Here is an 18580-nt window from a genome sequence, read left to right on the forward strand (position 1 = left end):
GGCCGGCGTCGTGCCTGGAGCCACCGCCGCCCGCCGCGCCCGCCTGCGCGCCCAGCAGGAGGCCGGCGGCACGCTCTTCTGAGCCCACACGTCCCTCGGCGCCTGGGCAACCCCGAGCACCACGAAGGCCTGCGTGCCACGTGGGCCGCGCGGCCCCACCGACCGGGGACAGCCCCCCCCGGACCGGGGACAGCACGAGCGGCGCCGCCCGCCCCACCAGGGACGGACGGCGCCGCTCGTGCACCCGGCCCACGCGGGCCGGCCGGCTCAGATGAGGCTCAGCGCCTGGCGGGCGATGGCCAGCTCCTCGTTCGTCGGCAGCACCGTCACCACGACGGAGGACTCCGGCGTCGAGATCGTCACCGGCTCCTCCGAGCGGCGCGCGTTGGCCTCGGCGTCGATCCTGACGCCGAGGTAGGCCAGGCGCTCGCACAGGGCCGCGCGCAGGCGCCCGTCGTTCTCGCCGATGCCGGCGGTGAAGGTGATGGCGTCCAGGCCTCCCATGACCGCCGTGTAGGCGCCCACGTACTTGGTCAGGCGGTGCAGGTAGATGTTCATCGCGTCGATGGCGTCCTGGTTGCCCTCGTCCATCATGCGCGTGACCTCGCGCATGTCCGACTCGCCGGTCAGGCCCTTCATGCCGGACTCGCGGTTGAACAGGTGGTCGATCTCGTCGACCGACAAGCCCGCCACGCGCACGAGGTGGAAGACGGCTGCCGGGTCGATGTCCCCGGTGCGCCCGCCCATGACCAGGCCCTCCAGCGGCGTCAGGCCCATGGAGGTCTCCACCGCGTGGGCGCCGACGACGGCGGACACGGAGGCGCCGTTGCCCAGGTGCAGGACGATCTGCTTGAGGTCGTCGCGCCCCAGGCGCTTGGAGATCTCCCCCGAGACGTACTGGTGGCTCGTGCCGTGGGCGCCGTAGCGGCGGATGGAGTAGCGGTCCGCGACCTCGCGGTTGAGACCGTAGCGGGCGGCCTCCTCCGGCAGGTCCTGGAAGAAGGCGGTGTCGAAGACGGCGACCTGGGGGATGTCGCTCATGAGCTTGCGGGCCACCTCGATGCCCTTGAGGTGCGCCGGGTTGTGCAGCGGGCCGAGCGGCACCAGCTCCTCGATCGTGGCGACGACCTCGTCGGTGAGCAGGGCCGGGCCGTTGAAGAACTTGCCGCCCTGGACCACGCGGTGGCCCACGGCCACGATGTTCGCCTCGGACAGGCGCGGCCCGTGCTCGTCGAAGAGGCGCAGGACCTCGGACAGGCCGAAGCCGTGGTCCGGCACCGGCTCCTCGACGACGTGCTTGGCGCCGTCGACCTTGTGGACGATCGCGCCCTGGACGTCGCCGATGCGCTCGACGAGGCCGGAGGCGAGCGCCGCACCGGAGTCGGGGTCGACCAGCTGGTACTTGATGGAGGAGGAGCCGGAGTTGATGACGAGGACGGTGCGGGAGGTCATGAGGGTCTTTCTACGAGAGCGTCGGTCAGGGGAGGGGGAACGAGGGCACCGGGGCAGGCGGCGGGGCGCCGTCGGACACGGCCGACGGCGCCCCGCGAGCCTCAGCCCTGGGCCTGGACGGCCGTGATGGCGACGGTGTTGACGATGTCCTCGACCAGCGCGCCGCGCGACAGGTCATTGACGGGCTTGTTGAGGCCCTGCAGGACCGGGCCGATGGCGACGGCGCCCGAGGAGCGCTGCACGGCCTTGTAGCCGATGTTGCCGCTGGACAGGTCCGGGAAGATGAAGACGTTCGCGCGCCCGGCCACGGCCGAGCCCGGGGCCTTCTTCGCGGCCACGGTCGGGTCGATGGCGGCGTCGTACTGGATGGGGCCCTCGACGGCGAGCTCGGGGGCCTTGGCGCGCACGAGCTCGGTGGCCTGACGGACCTTGTCCACGTCCGCGCCCTTGCCGGAGTCGCCGGTGGAGAAGGACAGCATGGCCACGCGCGGCTCGACGCCGAACTGGCGGGCCGTCTGCGCCGAGGAGATCGCGATGTCTGCCAGCTCCTCCGCGGTGGGCTCGGGGTTGACGGCGCAGTCACCGTAGACGAGCACACGGTCCTCCAGCAGCATGAGGAAGACGGAGGAGACGATGGAGGTGCCTGGGCGGGTCTTGATGATCTGGAAGGAGGGCACGATCGTGTGGGCGGTGGTGTGGGCCGCGCCGGAGACCATGCCGTCGGCGTCGCCCATGTGGACCATCATCGTGCCGAAGTAGGACACGTCCTGGACCTTCTCGCGGGCCTGCTCCAGGGTCACGCCCTTCTTGGCGCGCAGGCGGGCGAACTCGGCGGCGTACTTGTCCAGCAGGTCGGGGTCGTCGGTGGCGACCACGCGCGCGGCGGACACGTCCAGGCCCAGCTCGGCGGCGCGGGCGCGCACGGTGGCCTCGTCACCCAGGAGGACGACGTCGGAGATGCCACGGCGCAGGATCGCGTCGGTGGCGTGCAGGATGCGGTCGTCGTCGGGCTCGGGCAGGACGATGGTGCGGCGCTGGGACCGGGCGCGCTCGACGAGCTCGGCCTGGAACATGACGGGGGTGACCACCTCGCTGGGCTCGACCTCGAGGGCAGCCAGCAGCGCCTCGACGTCGGTCTCCTGCTCGAAGGTGGTGACGGCGACGTCGATCTTGCGCTGCGAGGCCTTGCCCAGGTCCCCAGTGACCGCGCCGGCCGCCTGGGCGGCCTCGAAGGTGTCCAACGGCGTCGTGATGACCGGCAGGGCCTGGTCCAGACCCTTCATGAGCGACAGGGCGTAAGGGGCCGGGGTGAAGCCGCCATTGAGGATGAGGGCGGCCAGGGCGGGGAAGCTCGCCGAGGCGTGGGCGGCCGCCAGGGAGACGACGACGGCGGATCGGTCCGCCGGGACGATGACGGCCTGGCCCTCGGCGAGGCGGTCCACGACGTGCGAGACGTCCATGGCACCGATGAGCACGCCCTCGGCCTCGCGGTCCATGAGCGCCTCGTCACCCAGGATGAGCGTGCCGCCCAGGGCGTCGGAGATCTCCCGCACGGTGGGGGCCGACAGCAGGGCCACCTCGGGCATCGTCGTCGAGGTCACCCCCGGGATCCCGGTGAGGGCGGCCGCGACGGCGCCGCGCGTGGCCGGCTCGCAGCGGTTGGCGACGACGGCGACCGTGCGCGCGTGGTGCTCGGTGACCTCGGCGATGGCCACCTCCACGGAGGAGCGCACGTCCTCCGGGCTCTGGGCGCCGGAGACGACGAGCATGACGGGCACGCCCATGTTGGCGGCCACGCGGGCGTTGAGGGCCAGCCGGGGGGTGCCCGCCGTGTCCTCGCCGTCGGAGCCGTCGATGACGACGACGTCGTGCTCGCGGGCGACGGCGCGGTAGGCGTCGACGATGCGCGACAGGGCCTCCTCCGGGTCGGCGTGGAACTCGTCCCAGGTGACGCCCACGGCCTGCGCGGCCGGCGTCGTGGAGCCGGCGCGGGCCAGCAGGAGGTCCAGGGAGGGGTCGCCGTACCGCGAGACGACGAAGGGCCGGAAGACACCGACCTTCGCGACGACCTTCGTCAGCGACGAGATGAGACCGAGAGTGATCGTGGACTTGCCGGTTCCGGCAGTGGGTGAGGCGATGTAGATGCTGCGCGCCACGTTGAGCTTTCCTTTGCGGTTCCTCGTTGTCGAGCAGGGCGGCCTGGTCGGGTCGTCGCTCCACGGCGATTCTGCCTTGAAACGGGCCCCGTATGCGACCAAAGGCCCGCATGGGGGCCGGAGGGTGCGTGTGGGGACGCGCACAGAGGTGCGCGCAGAGGCGCGCGCTGCGCTTGCCGACCTGGGATAGCGTGCGACCACGTGCCCGGGCGCCGGCAGCCGCCCGGGGACCGGCAGCCGGCACGAGGGAGGGAACATGGGGCAGATGGTGACGCAGGCGGACGTGGCGCGCGCGGCCGGCGTCTCCCGGGGCCTGGTCTCCCTGGCGCTCAACGGCTCGCCCAGTGTGGCCTCCTCCACACGGGAGCGGATCCTCGCGACCGCGGAGCAGCTCGGCTACCGCCCCAACGCGACGGCCGCCTCCCTGGCCTCGGGGCGCTCGGGACTCATCGGCCTGCTCCTGCCGGACCTGCGCAACCCCTTCTTCGACTTCGTCGCCCACGCGCTGCAGGAGGCCGTCGCCCAGCGGGGCATGACGCTGCTGGTGACCGTCGGCGCCGGGGCCCGGGCCTCGCGCCGCCCGGTGGACGCCCTGCTGGCGCTGCGGGTCGAGGGCCTGGTCCTGGTCTCCCCCGCCCTGTCGGACGAGGAGCTGCGGGGGCTGGGCGAGGCCTGCCCGGTCTGCCTCATCGGGCGCTGCGGCCCGGGCGGGCGCGTGGACACCATCCGCCTGGACGAGAGGGCCGCCGCGGAGGCCGTCATCTCCCACCTGGTGCGGGCCGGCGCCGGGCGCCTGGTGTACGTGTGCCCGGACCCCGAGGAGGACCCCAACGCCACCGAGCGGGGCCAGGCGCTCGCGGCCGCCGCCCGGCAGCGGGGGCTGCGGCTGGACACGGTGGTGGACGACGTCTCGGGCGTGCCCGGCCTGCGCGAGCAGCTGGTGCTCGCCGGCGCACCGGGTGTCGTGGCCCACAACGACATCGTCGCCCTGGACGCGCTCAGCGTCATCCGCTCCAGCGGTCGGGGCGGGCCCTCGGGCGTCGCGCCCCTCGTGTCCTACGACGACACCTACCTGGCCAGCCGTGAGGAGTTCTCGCTCACGAGCGTGGAGCAGCCGGTCGGGACGATGGCCCGCGACGCGGTGCGCTTCGTGTGCGAGCGCTCGGGCCGTGAGGGCGACGGTGAGGTCGGAGGGGCCCGCAACGTCACGGTGGCGCCGGTGCTGGCGGTGCGGCGATCCTCCTCGCCCGGGGCGGGCCCGTCCGGGGCCTGAGACGGCCCCGGCGCCGCCCTGAGAGCCCGGCGGTGCCCTGAGACCGCTCATGGGGGCGTTCTCAGGGCACCGCGCGGTGCCGGCCCCGGCGTCCGGCCGGGGCGCGGCGCTTCACAGCGCGGCGGCCGCCGCGAGCAGGTTGGTGGCGGAGATGGTCAGGCCCTCGACGTTGCCGTACTCGGCGTCCTCGTGCTCGATGTTGACGTTCATGTCGGGGTCGGCCTGCTGGATCGCCGCGAGGAACTCGGTCCAGTAGGCGGTGTCGTGCCCCAGGCCGAAGGCGACGAAGCGCCAGGCGGGGTCCTGGGGCCAGGCGTTGCACCAGTAGCCGTAGGCCACCGGGACCTTGCCCTCGGCCTCGGCCGGGACGTGGCCGAAGTCGGTGTCGAGCACGCCGCGGTAGGCGACGCCCGGGAAGATCTTCGTGTCCTTGGCGTGGACGTGGCCGATGAGGCCCCCCAGGCGCTTGGTGGCGGCGATGGGGTCCATCTGCTGCCAGAACAGGTGGGACGGGTCCATGTTGACGCGGATGTTGGTCGCGCCGGTCTCCTCCACGAGGCGCTCGAAGGAGGGGATGTTGAAGACGAGGTTGCGCGGGTGCAGCTCGAGGCAGACCTTGACGTCGTTGTCGCGGGCGAGGGCGTCGACCTCCTTGAAGAAGGGCACGACGACGCTCCACTGGTAGTCGAGGATCTCCATGTCGATGCCGTTCCAGGGGTTGACGACCCAGGTGGGGTACTTCGCCGTCGGGTCCGTGCCGGGCGTGCCGGACATCGTGACGATCTCCTTGACGCCGAGCAGGCCGGCCAGCTCGATGGCCTTGCGGATGTCCTCGGCGTGCTTGAGGCCCTCGTGGGGCAGCGGGGAGGTCGGGTTGCCGGAGGTGTTGAGGCCGGACAGGACCATGCCCTTGTCCTGGAAGACGCCCAGGTAGTCCTCGCGGGCGGTGGCGGAGGCGAGCAGGGAGTCGACGGGGCAGTGGGGCGAGGGGATGAAGCCGCCGACGTTGACCTCGGCCCCGGTCAGGCCCGCGGACTTGAGGGTGTCGAGGGCCTGGGGCAGGGTCTGGTCGCCGAGGCAGGCGGTGTAGGCGCCGTAGGTGAGTGCCATGGTGTTCTCCTGTGGTTGTGATGGGTGAGGTGGGGGTGGTGGGTCAGAAGGTGGACACGTCCACGGTGGCGCCGCCGTTGGCGGCGGACTCGGCGACGGCGGCGGCGATGCGCATCTCGCGGTAGCCGTCGGCGAAGGTCGCGCAGCGGGGCAGGGCCTCGGCCTCGCTCACGCCGGCGACCTGCTGGAGGAAGGCGTGGGCCTGGTAGGTGAACTGCTCGATCTGGGTGGCGCCGACGCCGCCGAAGGCCATGGAGGACCCGCGCTCGAAGTAGGGGAAGGTCGGGTTGACGAGGACCTGGCGGGGGCCGGCCAGGCCGGCGGGGGCGCTGGCGTCGTCGACGAGGATCTCGCCGGTGCGGGCAAGGTCCCAGTAGGCGCGGCCGCGTGAGCCGTGGATGTCGATCATCATGGCGTTGGGCATGTTCCACGCGATGCGGGAGGCGGAGAAGGAGCCGATGGCCCCGTTGGCGAAGTGGCCGGTGAAGGCGGCGACGTCGTCGTTGGTGACCTCGGCCATCTCGGCGTCGGCGACGTCGAGGGCGGTGCCGCGGGTGACGTGGCCGGCGGCGACGGGGCGCTGGGTGATGAGGGTGGCCAGGGCGCCGCCGGAGACGGAGACGAGAGGCCCGCAGATCGTCTCGGCGGTGTCGATGAGGTGGGAGCCGACGTCGCCCAGGGCGCCGGAGCCCATGGGGCCCGAGTAGCGCCAGGCCATCGGCGTGCTCGGGTCGCAGCCGTAGTCGCACCAGTAGCGGGCGTTGATGTGGCTGACATCGCCCAGGTGGCCGGTCTCGACGAGCTTCTTGATCTCGGCGACGGCGGCGTTGCGGCGGTAGGTGAAGCCGGTGGAGGTGACGACGCCGGGGCTGGCGGCCTCGGCCTCGGCCATGGCCCTGGCGTTCTCGAGGGTGTCGGCCAGGGGCTTCTCGCACAGGACGTGCTTGCCGGCGCGGATCATGGCCTCGGCGATCTCGCGGTGCAGGGCGTTGCCGACGACGATGGAGACGATGTCGATGCTCGGGTCGTCGGCGATGTCGCGCCAGTCGGTGACGGCCCTCTCGTAGCCGTAGCGCTCGGCGGCGTCGGTGGCGAAGGGCTCGTAGGCGTCGGTGATGGCGGCCAGGCGGACCTTGGGCAGGCCGAGGTCGAAGACGGTGCCGACCTGACGCCAGGCGTTGGCGTGGGTGGTGCCGGCCATGCCGGCGCCGATGACGGCGACTGCCAGGGGTGCGGGGGTGGTGCTCATGGTGGTGTGCTGTCCTGTCCTCGTTGACGTGGATGGCATTGGATTAACGCGCGTTAATCGCGTATGAGAAGTCTCTCCCCGCCTTCGGCGCATGTCAAGACGTGACGTGCACGATCCTGCCCTCCTCCCGCCGTGTGGGCGCGGCCCCGGTGGACGTGAGACGATGCGCCCGCGCCGGCCCTCGCCTGCGCACGAGGACCGAGTGTGCGGAGGACGGCGACGGTGGGCTCCCAGGGGCGTGTGACGATCTCGACCGTGGCGCGCCGCGCCGGCCGCTCCATCTCGACGGTCTCCGCCGCCCTCAACGGCGGCCCCGGCGTCTCCGAGGCCACTCGCGGCGAGATCCTCGCCATCGCCCACGAGCTCGGCTACGTCGCCGACCCCGCCGCACGCCTCCTGCGCGCCCGGCGCACCGGGGTCATCGGGGTCAGCTACATGCCCGGCCAGGCCTTCCAGGTCGCCCTCGTGGACGGCCTCTACGCCGCCGCGGCCCGCCACTCGCACACCCTCAGCCTCGCGGCCGCCACCCCCCGCCACGGGGAGCGCCAGGGCGTCGAGGAGCTGGTGCGCGGGCGCTGCGAGGGCATCGTCGTCGTCGACTCGCGCATCGGCGTCACCGAGCTCACCCAGGCCTCCGGCGGCCTGCCACTGCTGGCCCTGTGCCGTGAGTCCCGGGCCCCCGGCGTGGACATCGTGCGCTCGGACGACGCCCACGGCGTCACCGCGCTCGTCGACCACCTGGTGTCGGGGGGCCGCAGCGACCTGGTCTACGTCGACGGCGCCGACGCCCCCTCCTCGGACATCCGCGTCGCCGCCTTCCGCCGCGCGGCGGCCGGGCCGGGCGCGGCCGGGCGGGTCGTGCCCGGCGGCGACGACGAGGCCGCCGGCGTCGCCGCCGTGGAGGGACTGGCCCGGGCCGGGGACCTGCCACAGGCCCTGCTGTGCTTCAACGACCACGTGGCCATCGGGGCCGTGCTCGAGCTGCGCAGGCGGGGCCTGCGCGTGCCCGAGGACGTCGCCGTCGCGGGCTTCGACGGCATCGCGCTCGCCGGGCTCAGCGCCCTCGACCTCACCACCGTGCGCCAGGAGGTCGACGTCATCACCGAGCTGGCCGTGCGCCACCTGGCCGGCCGCCTGGCCTGCGGCACCGGGGCCCCCGTCACCGGGCTGCCGCCGGGCGTGCGCCGCGAGGAGCGCGCCGGCGGCGCCTCGGCCTTCATCGTCCTGCCCCGCCTGGTCGTGCGCGGCTCGACCGCCTGACCCGCCACGCGGGCCGCGGCCGGCCCCCGTGGGGAAGCCAGCCGCGGCCCGCGCGGCGTGAGCGACGTCAGTCGAGCGTGATGACCGCACCCGTCCGGGCGGACTCGGTGGCCGCCTCGGCGATGCGCAGGGCGGCGACGGCGTCGTCGATCGTCGTCGGGGTGGGGGTGCCCTTCTCGACGGCCTCGATGAAGGCGGACAGCTCGATGCGGTAGGCGTCGGCGTAGCGCTCGAGGAAGAAGTCGAGGTAGGGCTCCTGGGCGTCCGTCACCTCGGCGTTGGACAGGCGCACCGTCGTGGCGCGCACGTTCTCGGCGAACAGCGCCCCGTCGCGGCCGGAGGCCTCCAGGCGCTGGTCGTAGCCGGAGGCGCAGTGACGGTTGTTGATGATCGTGGCGACGGCCCCGGAGGCGGCGCGCAGGGTGACGACGGCGGCGTCGAAGTCGCCGGTCTCCTTGATGGCCTCGTCGAGGTTCTGCCCGACGGCGTGGACCTCGACGATGTCGCCGAGGAGGAAGCGGGCCGTGTCGAAGTCGTGGATCGTCATGTCGCGGAAGATGCCCCCCGAGACCTTGACGTACTCCACCGGCGGGGCCGCGGGGTCGCGCGAGATGATCGTCAGCTGCTCCAGGTCGCCGATGCGGCCGGCAGCCACGGCCTCGCGCACGGCGGCGAAGCTGGGGTCGAAGCGGCGGTTGAAGCCGAACATCACCGGGGTCGTGATCGCGTCGAGCTCGGCCCTGGCGTCCTCGACGTCCCTCATGTCCAGGGCGATGGGCTTCTCGCACAGGACCGCCTTGCCGGCCTTGGCGGCGGCGAGCAGGTGCGGGATGTGCAGCGGGGTCGGCGAGCCGATGACGACGGCGTCGACCTCGGGGTCGCTGAAGACCTCCTCGGCGTCCTTGCAGGAGCGGGCGCCGTACTCGGCGGCGAGGCTCTGGGCGGCGTCGCCGAAGGGGTCGCAGACGAGGGCCAGGCGCGCCTGGGGGTGGGCGGCGACGGTGCGGGCGTGGACGTGGCCGATGCGGCCGGCGCCGATGATGGCGATGTTGAGCATGTGATCGCTTCCTTGCGTGTCGTGGGTGTGCGGTGGTGCCGTGTGGTTCGACGTCGGTGCCCGGTGCCTCAGGGCTGGGGCATGATGACGTCGCGCACGAGGGCGTCGAGGTCGGCGTCGGCCTGCATGAAGCCGCGCAGGGTGCGGCGCGTGGCGCCGAAGGACTCGAACTCGTCGACGCTCAGGCCGTCGGGCTCGTAGGCGCGCACGAACTCCGGCACGCGCAGCAGCGCGTCCATGACCTTCTGGTCCACGGGGCGGTCGATCCTCGGCTCGACCTTGTAGCCGGAGTCGTTGATGCGCTTCTGCCAGGCGAAGGGCGGGGAGACGACGAGGTCGCCGCCGACGAGCTCGGACCAGTGCATGACGTTGCGGAAGGCGGCGGACAGGACGCGGGCGCGCAGGCCGCGGTCCTGGAACTCGCGGTAGGCGCGCTTGAGGGCGGCCACGCCGGCCCACTCGAAGACGCCCGGGTCGATGAAGAGCCGGTCGCGGGCGGCGACGATCTTGAGCCAGTCGTCCAGGCGCCCGCCCATGAGGGTGACGACCGGTCCCATGGTGGAGGTGTCCTTGCCCTCGGCCTCGCGGCGCTTGAGGCCGCGCTCGATGGCCTCGCCGGCGGCGACGGCCTGGGCCACGGTGAAGGAGACGGTGACGTTGACGGACACGCCCCGCCAGGTGGCGTCCTCGATGGCCTCGATGCCGGTCTTGGTGGCGGGGATCTTGACGATGATGTTCTTGGCGAGGCGGGAGAACTCCTCGGCCTGGTCGGCCAGGGCCTTGGCGCTGCGGGCCAGGCGCGGGTCGGTCTGGACGGACAGGCGGCCGTTGCGCCCGTGGTGCTCCTCGAAGACGTCCTCGTAGAGGCGGGCGCCCTCGATGGACAGCTCGCGCACGACCTGCCAGCCGATCTCGGACTCGCTGGCCCCCGGCATCTCCTCGGCGAGCTCGGCGATGCGGGGCAGCCAGCGCTCCTTCTTCTGGTTGATGCAGGTGTAGGCGATGGTCGGGTTGCAGGTGGCGCCGACGCCGCCGAAGGCGATGGACTGGCGGATCTCGTCGGGGTCGGCCGAGTCGTTCCACAGGACGGTGGGGGTGGTCCTGGACGCCTCGAGAAGCGGCCCGGGGGTGTACTCAATGCTCATCAGCGTGTGCTCCTGGAGTCGGATCAGCCGGGTGGCGCCGTCGCCGCTCGGCCCGTGCCCCTATTGATACGGGGTCACCGGTCCACTGTCAAGCAAATGTACGGACAAAGCGCGCCGGAGTGGCGCGCGGCCTCAGCCCGCGAAGAGCGTCGTCTCGAAGGAGTAGCGCGAGGCGCGGTAGATGTGCGTGCCGTACTCGACGACCCGTCCGTTGCCGTCGTAGGCGGTGCGCGTCATCGTCAGCAGGGCGGCACGACGGCTCTCCGACAGGGCCTGCGCCTCCTTCGTCGTCGCGTTGCGGGCGCCGATGGTCTGGGTGGCGGTGACCGGGACGGTGCCGTGCGCCCGGAGGTGGTCGTACAGGCCGGTGGTCTCGACCTGCTCGCGCGAGGGGGCCAGGTCCGCGGGCAGGAGGTTGCGCATGAGGGCGATGGGCTCGCCGTCGGCCAGGCGCAGGCGCTCGATGGTCACCGCCTCGCTGCCGGGCTCGACCTCCAGCCAGGCGGCCTGCTCCGGGGTCGTTGGTGCGCACTCGTAAGCCAGGACCCGGGTCTCGACCTCGTGGCCCGCGTCGGTGAGGTCGGACAGCAGGCTCGACAGGTGCATCGGGCGGTGCACGTGCGAGGAGGTGACCACCGTGCCCGCACCGCGGCGCCGGGACAGCAGGCCGCGGTCGACGAGGTGCTGGAGGGCCTGGCGGGCGGTGGGTCTCGAGACCTTGAGGCGCTTGGCCATGGAGACCTCGTCCTCGAGGCGCGTGCCGGGAGGCAGTGTCCCGTCGAGGATGAGCCCCGCCAGCGGCGTCGAGATCTGGGTGTGCAGCGGCGTGGGGGAGGAGCGGTCGATCGTCACGTCGAGCCGGTACGGGTCGGACGGGGGAGCGGGGGGCTGGGGGGCGGAGTCGGCCATGTCGGAGGTGCTGTCGATTCGTCGAGGGTGGTGGCGCCCCATGATATAGGGGAGGCTTGGCCGGTCGGGGCGCACGTGGCGTCACCATCTGGGCCGGTCGGACGTCGTCGGACACGAAATGTTCGGACAAAGACTTGACTGTGCTCCTCCGGTGGGGCAGTCTCGTCCCTGTGAGGGCCGCCACGGCCCCCTGACAGACCCGCCCCGACGACGTGGAAGGGACCCCACGATGACCGCCTCCACCACCCCGCCGCTCGACGTCCTCACCATCGGTCGCTGCGGCATCGACGTCTACCCCCTCCAGACCGGCGTCGGCCTCGAGGACGTCGAGACCTTCGGCAAGTTCCTGGGCGGCAGCCCGACGAACGTCGCCGTCGCCGCCGCCCGCTACCGCCACCGCTCCGCCGTCATCACCGGCGTCGGCGACGACCCCTTCGGCCGCTTCGTGTGCCGCGAGATGCGCCAGCTGGGCGTCTACGACGACTACGTCGTCACCAAGCCCGACTTCAACACCCCGCTCACCTTCTGCGAGATCTTCCCCCCGAACAACTTCCCCCTCTACTTCTACCGCGAGCCCTCCGCCCCGGACCTGGAGCTCACCGTCGACGACATCCCCATGGACGCCGTCCGCGACGCCCGGATCTTCTGGATCTCCGCCACCGGACTGAGCAAGGACCCCTCGCGCCAGGCCCACCACGCCGCCCTGGCGGCCCGCGCCCGCAAGCCCTTCACCATCGTCGACCTCGACTACCGGGCCAACTTCTGGGCCGACGAGGAGGAGGCCCACCGGCACGTGAGCGAGATCCTTCCCCAGGTCACCGTCGCCATCGGCAACCGGGAGGAGTGCCGCGTCGCCGTCGGGGAGACCGAGCCCGAGAGGGCCGCCGACGCCCTGCTCGAGGCCGGCGTCGAGATCGCCATCGTCAAGCAGGGCCTGCACGGCACCCTCGCCAAGACCCGCGACGAGCGCGTCGAGCTGCCCGTCACCCCCGCCACCACCCTCAACGGGCTCGGCGCCGGCGACGCCTTCGGCGGGGCCGTCTGCCACGGCCTGCTGTCGGGCTGGTCCCTGGAGAAGACCATCTACGCCGCCTCCACCGCCGGCGCCATCGTCTGCGCCCGCCTCGAGTGCTCCACCGCCATGCCGACCGAGCCCGAGCTCCTGGCCGAGATGCGCACCTACCGCGACGAGATCGCCCCGAACGTGAAGGACCTCTGAGCCACGATGACCGCCACACCCCTGACTGACCGCATCATCGAGACCCGGGTCCACGACCCCGGCCGCATCGCCGAGGTCCTGGCCGCCCGCCCCCGCGGGACGGTGCCCGAGGGTGACGGCAAGCTCATGATCATCGCCTGCGACCACCCCGCCCGGGGCGCGCTCGCGGCCGGAAGCGACCCCATGGCCATGGCCTCGCGCGAGGACACCCTCGCCCGCTGCGTCGAGGCCCTCTCGCGCCCCGGCGTCAACGGCTTCCTCGGCACCGCCGACCTCATCGAGGACCTCGCCCTCCTGGGCGCCCTGGACGGCAAGCTCGTCTACGGCTCGATGAACCGCGGCGGCCTGGCGGGCGCCACCTTCGAGATGAACGACCGCATGACCGGCTACGACGCCCGGGGCGTGGCGGACTCCGGCCTCGACGGCGGCAAGATGCTGCTGCGCGTCAACTACGAGGACCCCCGCACCGTCGACACCCTCGCCGCCTGCGCCGAGGCCGTCAACGAGCTCGCCGAGCGCCGGGTCATGGCCATGGTCGAGCCCTTCATCTCCGCCTGGAGCAAGGGGCGCGTGGTCAACGACCTCAGCCCCGAGGCCGTCATCGCCTCCATGCACATCGCCTCCGGCCTGGGGCGCACGAGCGCCTACACCTGGCTCAAGCTCCCGGCCGTGGCCGACATGGAGCGCGTCATGGAGGCATCCACCCTGCCCGCCCTCATCCTCGGCGGCGCCGTGAGCCAGGACGCCGAGGCCGCGCGCGAGTCCTGGGCCAGGGCCCTGGACCTGCCCACCGTCAAGGGCCTGGTCATCGGCCGGTCCCTGCTCTTCCCGCCCGACGACGACGTCGCCGGGGCCGTCGACCAGACTGTAGGACTGCTCTCATGACACTCGACCACTACGTGCCGGCCGGCAGCACCGGCCACGACTGCCTCACCGTCGACATCACGCCCGCCGACGCCGGCTGGGGGTTCTCCGGCCTGCGCGTGGCGGTCCTCGCCCCCGGCGGGTCGGTGACCCTCGAGACCGGTGACAGCGAGCTGCTCGTCCTGCCGCTCCAGGGCGGCTGCACCGTCGAGGTCGACGGCCACTCCTACGAGATCGCGGGCCGCACCGGCGTCCTCGAGCAGGTCACCGACTACCTCTACGTCCCGCGCGCCACGACCCTCGCCGTGACCTCGGCGGCCGGCGGGCGCTTCGCCTTCCCCTCCGCCGTCGCCGAGAAGGACCTGCCCGTGCGCCACCTGGGCCGCGAGCAGGCCACCACCGGTATCCGCGGTGCGGGCGACTGCTCGCGCCAGGTGACCAACTACGCCCTCAACAACGGCGTGGAGACCTCCCACCTGCTCGTCACCGAGGTCATCACCCCGGGCGGCAACTGGTCCTCCTACCCGGCGCACAAGCACGAGGAGAACACCGACGACGAGCGCGAGCTCGAGGAGGTCTACTACTTCGAGATCGCGGCCTCGCCCACCGGCGAGCCGGGCTTCGGCCTGCACCGCACCTACGGCTCGACGCCGGACAAGCCCATCAACCTGTGCCTGGAGGTCCACGACGGCGACGTCGTGCTCGTGCCCCACGGCTACCACGGGCCCTGCGTCGCCGCCCCCGGCTACGACATGTACTACCTCAACGTCATGGCCGGGCCGCAGACGGACCTCGTGTGGCTCGCCCCCGACGACCCGTCCCACCACTGGATCCGGCAGAGCTGGGAGGGCCAGCTGCCCGACCCGCGCCTGCCCATGGCCTACTGACGCCGTCAGCGCCGCCGCCCGGGCCCCCGCGGTCCCGGGCACCGGCTGCCGGGTCCCTCGGGGCCCGGCGACCGTCCCCCGACCACACCCACGCAGAGAGAAGACACTCGTGAGCAACGAAGCCTACGCGGGCACCATCCGCCTGACCGTCGCCCAGGCGACGATCCGGTTCCTCACCAACCAGTACTCCGAGCGCGACGGCGTCGAGCAGCGGCTCATCGAGGGCGCCTTCGGCATCTTCGGGCACGGCAACGTCGCCGGCCTGGGCCAGGCGCTCCTCCAGAACGAGATCGCCCCCGACGAGGGCGAGGGCGAGATGCCCTACATCATGGCCCGCAACGAGCAGAGCGCCGTCCACGCCTCCGCCGCCTTCGCCAAGGTCAGGAACCGCCTGTCGACCTGGATGACCACGGCCTCCATCGGCCCCGGCTCGCTCAACATGGTCACCGGTGCGGCCCTGGCCACCACCAACCGCGTCCCGGTCCTCCTCCTCCCCTCCGACCAGTTCGCCACCCGCGTTCCGGACCCGGTGCTCCAACAGCTCGAGGACCCGACGACGCTCGACATCACCGTCAACGACGCCTTCCGCCCCGTCTCGCGCTTCTTCGACCGCATCAACCGCCCCGAGCAGCTCATCCCCTCGCTGCTGAACGCCATGCGCGTGCTCACCGACCCGGCCGAGACCGGCGCCGTCGTCATCGCGATGCCGCAGGACGTCCAGGCCGAGGTGCACGACTGGCCGGTCGAGCTCTTCCGCAAGCGCGTGTGGCACGTGCGCCGCCCACCGGCCGAGCCCGCCGCCCTGGCGCGCGCCGTCGCCATGATCAAGGCGGCCAAGCGCCCGATGGTCATCGCCGGCGGCGGGACCATCTACTCCGAGGCCAGCGAGGAGCTGCGCGCCTTCGCCACCGCCACCGGCATCCCCGTGGCGGACACCCAGGCCGGCAAGGGCGCCATCAACTACGACCACCCCTGCGCCATCGGCGGGGTGGGCTCCACCGGCGGCGACTCCGGCAACCACATCGCCGACAAGGCGGACCTGGTCATCGGCATCGGTACCCGCTACTCGGACTTCACCACGGCCTCCAAGACCCAGTTCAAGGACCCGGGCGTCACCTTCGTCAACATCAACGTCTGCGCCTTCGACGCGGCCAAGGAGTCGGCCGAGATGGTCGTCGCCGACGCCCGCGAGGCCCTCGTGGCCCTCACCGAGGCCCTGGACGGCTACCACGTGAGCGAGGAGTACGCCGCCGAGATCATGGCCGAGCGCGAGGCCTGGCACGAGCGCACCCGCGACTGCTACCACCTGGGCCACGGCCCGCTGCCCGCCCAGACCGAGGTCTTCGGAGTCCTCAACGAGATGATGGGCGACGAGGACATCGTCATCAACGCCGCCGGCTCCATGCCCGGTGACCTGCAGGCCCTGTGGCAGGCGCGCACGCCCGTCCAGTACCACGTCGAGTACGCCTTCTCCTGCATGGGCTACGAGGTCCCCGCCGGCCTGGGCTGCAAGCTCGCCCGTCCGGAGTCGGAGGTCGTGTCCATCATCGGTGACGGCACCTACCAGATGCTGCCCATGGAGCTGGCCACGGTGGTCCAGGAGGGCGTCAAGGTCATCTACGTCCTCCTGCAGAACTACGGCTTCGCCTCCATCGGGGCCCTGTCGGAGTCGCGCGGCTCGCAGCGCTTCGGCACGAAGTACCGCCGGCGCGGCGCGGGCAGCCACCTGGCGGACACCGAGAGGATCCCGGGCGTCGACATCGCCGCGAACGCCGAGTCCTGGGGCCTGAAGGTCTACCGCGTGTCCTCCATCGAGGAGCTCCGTGAGGCCTACGCCCAGGCGCACGCCGACGACCGCGCCTCGATGATCCACATCGAGACCGACCTCATGGGCCCCAACCCGCCCAGCTCCTCCTGGTGGGACGTGCCGGTCTCGGGCGTCTCCCGCCTGGAGTCCACGCAGCAGGCCTACGAGCGCTACCTCGAGGACCGCAGGCCGCAGCGTCACTACCTGTGACGACGACGGCGCCGGGTCCCGCGGGTACGGGGCCCGGCGACGGTGGTGCGACGGGGCCGCAGACGGAGGACTGCGGCCCCGTCGTCGTGCTGCGGGCCGTCCCGCGGGGCGGACCCCGGCGGTGCGGCGGGCCCCGGTGTCGGGCGCAGCGCAGATCCTTCGATTTTTGTATGGACAAATCCCTTGACCGGACGCCGTGTCGAATTAGAGTGGGACCTAAGACCAGGGTGCCTCGCCCGAGCGTCCCGGCAGGGGCGCCCGAGGGCCCGTGAGACTCAGGAGTCATCAACGATGAAGACGATCCCGCACTGGATTGACGGCCAGGAGTACGAGGGCAGCCCCGTTGGCCGCTTCCCCGTCGAGAACCCGGGCACCGGCGAGGTCGAGGCCGAGCTGCTCCAGGCCTCGCCCGAGGACCTCGATCACGCCGTCGCCGTCGCCCGCCGGGCCCAGAAGGAGTGGGCGAAGGTCTCCCTGGCCAAGCGCACCGCCATCATGTTCAGGATGCGCCAGCTCGTCCTCGACCACCAGGACGAGATGGCCCGCCTCATCGTCGCCGAGCACGGCAAGAACTACTCCGACGCCATCGGCGAGATCCAGCGCGGGCGCGAGACCCTCGACTTCGCCACCTCCATCAACGTTGCCCTTAAGGGCGAGTGCTCCTCCGACATCTCCACCGGGGTCGACATCCACACCCTGCGCCAGCCGGTCGGCGTCGTCGGCGGCATCTGCCCCTTCAACTTCCCCGCCATGGTGCCGATGTGGATGCACCCCCTGGCCATCGCCACCGGCAACGCCGTGGTGATGAAGCCGGCCTCGGCCACGCCGTCGGCCATGCTGCTCACCGCCCGCCTCTACAAGGAGGCGGGGCTTCCCGACGGCGTCTTCAACGTCGTCTCCGGCAACCGCTCCATCGTCTCGGGCATCCTCGAGCACCCCGGCATCGACGCCATCTCCTTCGTCGGCTCCACGCCGGTGGCCCACATCGTCCAGAACATCGGCGTCACCCACGGCAAGCGCGTCCAGGCGCTGGGCGGGGCGAACAACCACGCCATCGTCATGCCCGACTGCGACCTCGACTTCGCCGCCCAGCATCTGTCCGCCGCGGCCTTCGGTGCCGCGGGCGAGCGCTGCATGGCCCTGCCGGTCGTCGTCGCGGTCGGCGGCTGCGGGCCCGAGCTCGCCCGCAAGGTCAAGGCCCACGCCGAGAGGATCAAGGTCGGCTACGGCATGGATGAGGGCGTCGAGATGGGGCCCGTCATCGACGCCAAGGCCAAGGAGTTCATCGTCGGCCTGGTCAACGAGGGTGAGGCCGACGGCGGTGAGGTCGTCCTCGACGGCCGCGGCCTCGTGGTCCCCGGGCACGAGAAGGGCCACTTCGTGGGCCCGACCATCGTCGACAACGTCCCGGTGACCTCGCGCCTGTACAGGGAGGAGGTCTTCGGGCCGGTCCTCACCATCGTCCACGCGGACACCTACGAGGAGGCCATCGCCATCGTCAACGCCTCCGAGTTCGGCAACGGCTCGGCGATCTTCACCAACGACGGCGGTGTGGCCCGCCGCTTCACCCTCGACGTCGAGGCGGGCATGGTCGGGGTCAACGTCCCGATCCCGACGCCGGTGGCCTACTACTCGTTCGGCGGCTGGAAGGAGTCGCTGCTGGGCGACCACCACATCCACGGCCCGGAGGGCGTGCGGTTCTACACCAGGGCCAAGGCCGTCACGACCCGCTGGCCGTCCGAGAAGACCTACGCCGCCACCATGTCCTTCCAGCGCGAGGAGTGAGGCGGGTCCCCGCGCCGCTCCCGAGCGTGCCCCCGCACCGGTCCCGGTGCGGGGGCACGCTGCTGCCCGGGAGCTGAGGGCTCCGAAACTGAAGTCAATTTGTTCGCACAAAAGGCTGGCGTGACGGCTGGAGGGGGCGTATCCTGGAGCGTGAGACCGAAACGATTCGGTCTCGACAACACTCCGCGACCCAGGAG

General features: G+C 72.1%; 14 protein-coding genes. 7 read left to right on the forward strand and 7 right to left on the reverse strand.

Annotation, left to right across the window (positions count from 1 at the left end; translation table 11 throughout):
* Positions 1 to 267: 267 nt before the first annotated feature.
* Complete coding sequence (locus H6X67_RS05535; RefSeq protein ID WP_249367341.1) at positions 268 to 1452, reverse strand: acetate/propionate family kinase; 1185 nt, start codon at positions 1450 to 1452, stop codon at positions 268 to 270.
* A 101-nt stretch (positions 1453 to 1553) separates the two neighbouring features.
* Positions 1554 to 3608, reverse strand: a complete 2055-nt coding sequence (pta, locus tag H6X67_RS05540; protein WP_249367340.1) for a phosphate acetyltransferase — start codon at positions 3606 to 3608, stop codon at positions 1554 to 1556.
* Positions 3609 to 3864: 256 nt separating this feature from the next.
* On the opposite strand from pta, the gene H6X67_RS05545 reads away from it, so the two are divergent.
* On the forward strand, positions 3865 to 4881 hold the full coding sequence (locus H6X67_RS05545) for a LacI family DNA-binding transcriptional regulator (RefSeq protein ID WP_249367339.1): 1017 nt from the start codon (positions 3865 to 3867) through the stop codon (positions 4879 to 4881).
* Between the two features lie 111 nt (positions 4882 to 4992).
* Here H6X67_RS05545 and H6X67_RS05550 read toward each other — a convergent pair whose 3' ends face one another.
* Both H6X67_RS05550 and H6X67_RS05555 read right to left on the reverse strand, forming a co-directional pair.
* Complete coding sequence (locus H6X67_RS05550) at positions 4993 to 5991, reverse strand: sugar phosphate isomerase/epimerase family protein (protein WP_249367338.1); 999 nt, start codon at positions 5989 to 5991, stop codon at positions 4993 to 4995.
* A 43-nt stretch (positions 5992 to 6034) separates the two neighbouring features.
* Positions 6035 to 7240: a Gfo/Idh/MocA family protein gene (locus H6X67_RS05555; protein ID WP_249367337.1), complete on the reverse strand. Its 1206-nt coding sequence runs from the start codon at positions 7238 to 7240 to the stop codon at positions 6035 to 6037.
* A 240-nt stretch (positions 7241 to 7480) separates the two neighbouring features.
* On the opposite strand from H6X67_RS05555, the gene H6X67_RS05560 reads away from it, so the two are divergent.
* Positions 7481 to 8500, forward strand: a complete 1020-nt coding sequence (locus H6X67_RS05560; protein ID WP_249367336.1) for a LacI family DNA-binding transcriptional regulator — start codon at positions 7481 to 7483, stop codon at positions 8498 to 8500.
* A gap of 67 nt (positions 8501 to 8567) precedes the next feature.
* Here the strand turns inward: H6X67_RS05560 and iolG are convergent, their stop codons facing one another.
* The 3 genes from iolG to H6X67_RS05575 form a co-directional block, all read right to left on the reverse strand.
* Complete coding sequence (iolG, locus tag H6X67_RS05565; RefSeq protein ID WP_249367335.1) at positions 8568 to 9557, reverse strand: inositol 2-dehydrogenase; 990 nt, start codon at positions 9555 to 9557, stop codon at positions 8568 to 8570.
* 68 nt (positions 9558 to 9625) lie between these two features.
* Positions 9626 to 10702, reverse strand: a complete 1077-nt coding sequence (locus H6X67_RS05570) for a transaldolase family protein (protein ID WP_249367334.1) — start codon at positions 10700 to 10702, stop codon at positions 9626 to 9628.
* 132 nt (positions 10703 to 10834) lie between these two features.
* Positions 10835 to 11611 (reverse strand): GntR family transcriptional regulator, encoded by a 777-nt coding sequence (locus tag H6X67_RS05575; protein WP_249367333.1) that lies wholly within the window; start codon positions 11609 to 11611, stop codon positions 10835 to 10837.
* 229 nt (positions 11612 to 11840) lie between these two features.
* Here H6X67_RS05575 and iolC point away from each other — a divergent pair, with 229 nt between their 5' ends.
* The 5 genes from iolC (at position 11841) to H6X67_RS05600 (ending at position 18383) form a co-directional block, all read left to right on the forward strand.
* Complete coding sequence (iolC, locus tag H6X67_RS05580; RefSeq protein ID WP_249367332.1) at positions 11841 to 12830, forward strand: 5-dehydro-2-deoxygluconokinase; 990 nt, start codon at positions 11841 to 11843, stop codon at positions 12828 to 12830.
* 6 nt (positions 12831 to 12836) lie between these two features.
* Positions 12837 to 13715 (forward strand): Cgl0159 family (beta/alpha)8-fold protein, encoded by an 879-nt coding sequence (locus tag H6X67_RS05585; protein ID WP_249375306.1) that lies wholly within the window; start codon positions 12837 to 12839, stop codon positions 13713 to 13715.
* Positions 13712 to 14581, forward strand: a complete 870-nt coding sequence (gene iolB, locus H6X67_RS05590) for a 5-deoxy-glucuronate isomerase (RefSeq protein WP_249367330.1) — start codon at positions 13712 to 13714, stop codon at positions 14579 to 14581. Before H6X67_RS05585 ends, iolB begins: the two co-directional genes overlap by 4 nt.
* Before the next feature lie 109 nt (positions 14582 to 14690).
* The gene (iolD, locus tag H6X67_RS05595) at positions 14691 to 16598 is read left to right on the forward strand and encodes a 3D-(3,5/4)-trihydroxycyclohexane-1,2-dione acylhydrolase (decyclizing) (protein ID WP_249367329.1); all 1908 of its coding nucleotides are present in this window, start codon (positions 14691 to 14693) and stop codon (positions 16596 to 16598) included.
* Between the two features lie 291 nt (positions 16599 to 16889).
* A complete protein-coding gene (locus H6X67_RS05600; protein WP_249367327.1) occupies positions 16890 to 18383 on the forward strand; it encodes a CoA-acylating methylmalonate-semialdehyde dehydrogenase in 1494 nt (497 codons plus the stop codon).
* Positions 18384 to 18580: the final 197 nt, after the last annotated feature.

The organism is Actinomyces sp. AC-20-1 (genome assembly GCF_023369555.1).
In the GTDB taxonomy this organism is placed as follows: domain Bacteria; phylum Actinomycetota; class Actinomycetes; order Actinomycetales; family Actinomycetaceae; genus Actinomyces.

Coding starts and splice junctions, on each gene's coding strand:
- H6X67_RS05535 (WP_249367341.1), bottom strand. CDS start 1,452: ATGACCTCCCGCACCGTCCTCGTCATCAACTCCGGCTCCTCCTCCATC.
- H6X67_RS05545 (WP_249367339.1), top strand. CDS start 3,865: ATGGGGCAGATGGTGACGCAGGCGGACGTGGCGCGCGCGGCCGGCGTC.
- H6X67_RS05550 (WP_249367338.1), bottom strand. CDS start 5,991: ATGGCACTCACCTACGGCGCCTACACCGCCTGCCTCGGCGACCAGACC.
- H6X67_RS05555 (WP_249367337.1), bottom strand. CDS start 7,240: ATGAGCACCACCCCCGCACCCCTGGCAGTCGCCGTCATCGGCGCCGGC.
- iolG (WP_249367335.1), bottom strand. CDS start 9,557: ATGCTCAACATCGCCATCATCGGCGCCGGCCGCATCGGCCACGTCCAC.
- H6X67_RS05570 (WP_249367334.1), bottom strand. CDS start 10,702: ATGAGCATTGAGTACACCCCCGGGCCGCTTCTCGAGGCGTCCAGGACC.
- H6X67_RS05575 (WP_249367333.1), bottom strand. CDS start 11,611: ATGGCCGACTCCGCCCCCCAGCCCCCCGCTCCCCCGTCCGACCCGTAC.
- iolC (WP_249367332.1), top strand. CDS start 11,841: ATGACCGCCTCCACCACCCCGCCGCTCGACGTCCTCACCATCGGTCGC.
- H6X67_RS05585 (WP_249375306.1), top strand. CDS start 12,837: ATGACCGCCACACCCCTGACTGACCGCATCATCGAGACCCGGGTCCAC.
- iolB (WP_249367330.1), top strand. CDS start 13,712: ATGACACTCGACCACTACGTGCCGGCCGGCAGCACCGGCCACGACTGC.
- H6X67_RS05600 (WP_249367327.1), top strand. CDS start 16,890: ATGAAGACGATCCCGCACTGGATTGACGGCCAGGAGTACGAGGGCAGC.